This window comes from Zhouia amylolytica AD3 (assembly GCF_000511935.2).
GTDB lineage: Bacteria > Bacteroidota > Bacteroidia > Flavobacteriales > Flavobacteriaceae > Zhouia > Zhouia amylolytica.
In genome coordinates this window covers 1-4,055 of sequence record NZ_AYXY01000011.1, presented here as the reverse complement: position 1 = coordinate 4,055, position 4,055 = coordinate 1, and the positions used below count along the sequence as shown (strand labels likewise).

2 protein-coding genes are annotated in these 4,055 nt (G+C 29.3%); both read right to left on the bottom strand.

Annotated features, from left to right (window positions below; all coding sequences use genetic code 11):
- Nucleotides 1-392 precede the first annotated feature (392 nt).
- A complete protein-coding gene (locus tag P278_RS03635) occupies nt 393-923 on the bottom strand; it encodes a DUF6705 family protein (RefSeq protein ID WP_038262544.1) in 531 nt (176 codons plus the stop codon).
- Between the two features lie 486 nt (nt 924-1,409).
- Nucleotides 1,410-4,025 (bottom strand): STAND family AAA ATPase, encoded by a 2,616-nt coding sequence (locus P278_RS03630; protein ID WP_051413386.1) that lies wholly within the window; start codon nt 4,023-4,025, stop codon nt 1,410-1,412.
- Nucleotides 4,026-4,055 lie beyond the last annotated feature (30 nt).

Sequence of the window (4,055 nt, the reverse complement as noted above, 5' to 3'; positions counted from 1 at the left end):
TCGTTGCTCATCATCGCTGAACAAAGCTCGCGCTTTAACCTCATCTCCAACTAAAAATAGAAAGATTTATTCAATGGATTACCTCCGGTGATCCTGAAGTGGGGTCGTTGCTCATCATCGCTGAACAAAGCTCGCGCTTTGCATCTTTTTTTATTTATTCCTGCGCTCGAAAATAAATTTTCGGCTAAGGATAAATAAAAAAAGCTGAACTCTTAAGTTCAGCTTTTCTGGTCGGGGTGGCAGGCTTAAATTAAAACCTCCTTACACCCTATTCTTACTGTTATTCAATAACTTTCACCTGTTTATGCACACCTAATTGCACACTAAAACCTAATAAAGAACTTAAAAGATATAATTTGATATCCTTTGACATTATAAAGATATGAAAATTATTAATTATTTGTTGACTTCTCTAAAATCATCTCAGAAGGCATAGAAAAACCTTGTTCTGATCTTTTAACAGACATTCCTACCGTTACAGTCTCATTGCTATTTTCTCTTAATGACCATTTTATTTTATTTTCTTCTATTAATTTTAAAGTTACTATTCCATATTTGTCTTTTGATATATCTTTTATGTGTATGCTTAAAACGTGTTCAATGATCCCCCCTCCCATTGTTGAGCCCGGATAAATATGATCATTAATAACGGTAGTTATTTTGTCAAAAGAACTTTCAACTATAACTCCATCTTTTTCGTAGTAATGATAACCCTGAATCATATTCTCATAAGTTCCGTCAGGAAGAGGAAACCTTGAAGGTAAAAGTTTTATTTTAAACGTTTCGTTTCCATTGGAATACACCCATGTCCCAAGGTACTTATTCAACTCTGAATTTTGAGTACTTTTCATAATGCAGTTTGTATCCTGTGAAAAAGTTACTTGCACAATGAGTTGCAAACAAACAATTAATAATTTTTTCATTATTATTTATTTTAAGCTATTATAATCATCATTAATTACCCTCGCCTCATGAACTTAAAAACCCTGTAAAGCACCTATTTTACATTTTTTTATTTTTTAGGGCTACCAATAGGGCAACTTGAATAAATTGGAACTTTACCTTAAATTATTATCAGAATCTTTGCGTAAAAAAACAAAACCCTATTTCTTATCCTTGATTCTATCGGTAAGATAATCAAATTCCAATAATGAGATAACCTGCTTTCATCCTTTAAAAGAACCTGAAATTCATTAAAAAACACACAAAAAGTGGATCGTCAAGTATGCAAGGTGTTTGTTTTTCTTTAAAAACTATCATACAACACGTTTTACACCTTTTTAAACCTCTCAATTTTAACTTGCAACGAAACTAAAGCGTAAAATAAAAGCCCTAAAAAGTGCTTATTTGGATCTTGTTTTTATAAAATTATTGGTTTGTGCAACAGCTACCATTATTACCTGCTGGCTTTATTTTTCTCGTTTTGGAATTACTTTATTATTTATCTGCTGAATTTTATGTAAACCAGGTTTTTTATCTCCAAAATGATTTTTAGCAATCCCCATTTTAATTAGATACTTTGAAGCACCAATATCTTCCTGTTTTAGAAAGCCGTATCTATATTTGGCTTTTAAATTGTTTATAGTATCATATAGGAAAAATGAATTTTTATGTAGCGAAACTATATAATCTTCAATTTCATTTTTCCAGTTTCTAGGCTTTTCAAATAATATTAACAAAGCAAGAAAATGTTTCTTTAATCCGTTTTTCTCATTTTTAAATTCCTCAAATAATAGAGGTCCCATTTTACTTGAGTATATATCTTCTTTAAAGAATCCAACTACATTAGTCGGGTTGACTTGTAAAATCATATTCAATCGGTCTTTAAATGTTGAACCAAAGTCATCAGATACAATAAATCCAATTCCTCCAAATGCAGCCCTTCCTTTTAAAGCTAAGACTGGCGATAAGGCAAAAAGAACTTTAGAGACTTGTTCGCAACTTCTTTGAATTTCACGTAATGCTTCAATTTTTAAATTTGGTGAGATATAGTCGCTATTTCTTAAAGCTCTTGAAGTTGCCTTTATTTGTTGCATTAATGTATACAAAGAATATTCTTTGAAAATGTTTTGAATGCTCTGATCATAAGGTCTTATTTGATTATAGTTTTTATCTGCAACTTGGTCTTTTACATTGTCAGGTAAATTTGAAGATTGTAGAGTGTTATTTACTTCTTCTTCCATTTTTTCTATTTGCTCCTCATCTGGATGCCATTTTGCGTGTAATAGAGGGTTTACGTTATCAGGAATACCAACTTTTTTATTAACTGAATCACAGGTCTCTTTTAGGTCGGCTAACAGTTTAATTAGAGCATCATCTCTATTTCTATCAATACCTGTATAAAATTCAATTATTTCAGGAAATGTTACATACTTACCAGAGTTAAAAATATAGTCTGAAAAATCTTTATCTGTATGCATTCTTTTTGCAGCAAAATAATAGATCCAAAATGATGACCTGAAAAGATAATTTACATCCCTTTTTATCAATATATTATTATTAATTAGTACGTCAAATACTATTTCTACTTCTAAATCTAACAAATTATTAGAACAGTATTCCTTTAGTTTTGCTAAAAAATACTCTCTAGTAAATTCATATTTATCATCTCTTATTAGTTCTTCACAAAAGTGACCTAAAACATACTCGGTATCCTTTAAATCTGGTTTAGTCTTATATTTCGGTATTCCAACCATATTGAACAAGACGAATAATACCATTTCCAACATTTGAGTTCGATTAACTGGACTTTCATCAAAATACTTTTCGGAAACTTTTAAGAGTGTTAAGCAATTCATAGGTGTTCTATGAATATTTAAACATTCTAAATCAGAAATAACCTTGTTTAAAACTATATCTTCTTCACCAATACCTTTACTCTTATTATAATCTGATACAACTTTTCTAATTTGGGTTCTAGGAAGTGCAAGTAAATGAGCTGTTTTAAATTCCCTACCTACATTTTCATTGTCAATCTTATTTTTAAATTTTGAATCATCAATTGTTTCCATTACAATAATTGGAATATCAGGATATTCAGTACTCAGATTTCTTAAAATCTTGAATGCTGATTTTTCAAAAATATTCCAAGAATCTAGTATTATACAATCGATTTTACGATCTTCTAAACCTAATGAGCGAATGTTTTGAATTGCTTTTTTGTGAACATTATGTTCTTTTGATTCATTAAAATTAATATAAGTCCACAATTTATCCTTTTCCCACGCTTGTTTGATAAGGTAATGAGATAAGCAAGTGAGACCAAATTGTGGCGGAGCTTTAATTATTGTTGATTCTATATTATTTATAAAATCTTCTATTTCAATACGTCTTTCAAAATTTTCGTTTGGATTTTCTGAAATATCATTAGTATGACTAAGAATTGGTTCAGTCCATACTAGTGGTTGATCAGAAAATGCAGATAATGATTCATTTAAACGATTAGATAATATTTTTCTAATTGAATCCTTTAAGTTCTCTGTATGACTTGAATTTGAAGTGTTATTATATTTGTTTAGAAAGTAATCATATAAGTGATTTCTTAAGTTTTCTTCAAAATTTTCAAATCCATCATAATTCCAGTAATAAACACCTAATTCTGCAATTTTTCGTTTAAATAATTTGACTTTTTCATATTGATCCGTATCAATTTGACTTAGTTTAGTAGGCTCGTCATTAAAGTAGAACATAATTTCAACATCTTCTGAATTTTTATATTTATCAAAAGCGTTATTAAATTCTTCTTCTGTTCCTGAATCAGCAGATTTTGTTTTCGTGCCAAACTTCTTATACATTATTCCAATAAATATGTCATATTCATTTCCAATTTGTTGTGAGATTATTTTTTGGCTGTATTCACCAATACTAGGTCTTGTGTTTTCTTCCCATTTCAAAGTATCTACTCTGAAATTATACGATTGACCTATAGACCTGTTAATTTCATTAATGATTTTAGTACATATTTCTCTTTCTTTAATTGTGTCACCAGGAGAGGCAATAAAACATTTATGTATTTGTGTAGTCATATTTTTTTAAGTTTCTTTTTTAGCTTGCAG

Bases quoted from the DNA above. Each gene is read 5' to 3' on its own strand.
- P278_RS03635 (WP_038262544.1), bottom strand. From the start codon at position 923: ATGAAAAAATTATTAATTGTTTGTTTGCAACTCATTGTGCAAGTAACT.
- P278_RS03630 (WP_051413386.1), bottom strand. From the start codon at position 4,025: ATGACTACACAAATACATAAATGTTTTATTGCCTCTCCTGGTGACACA.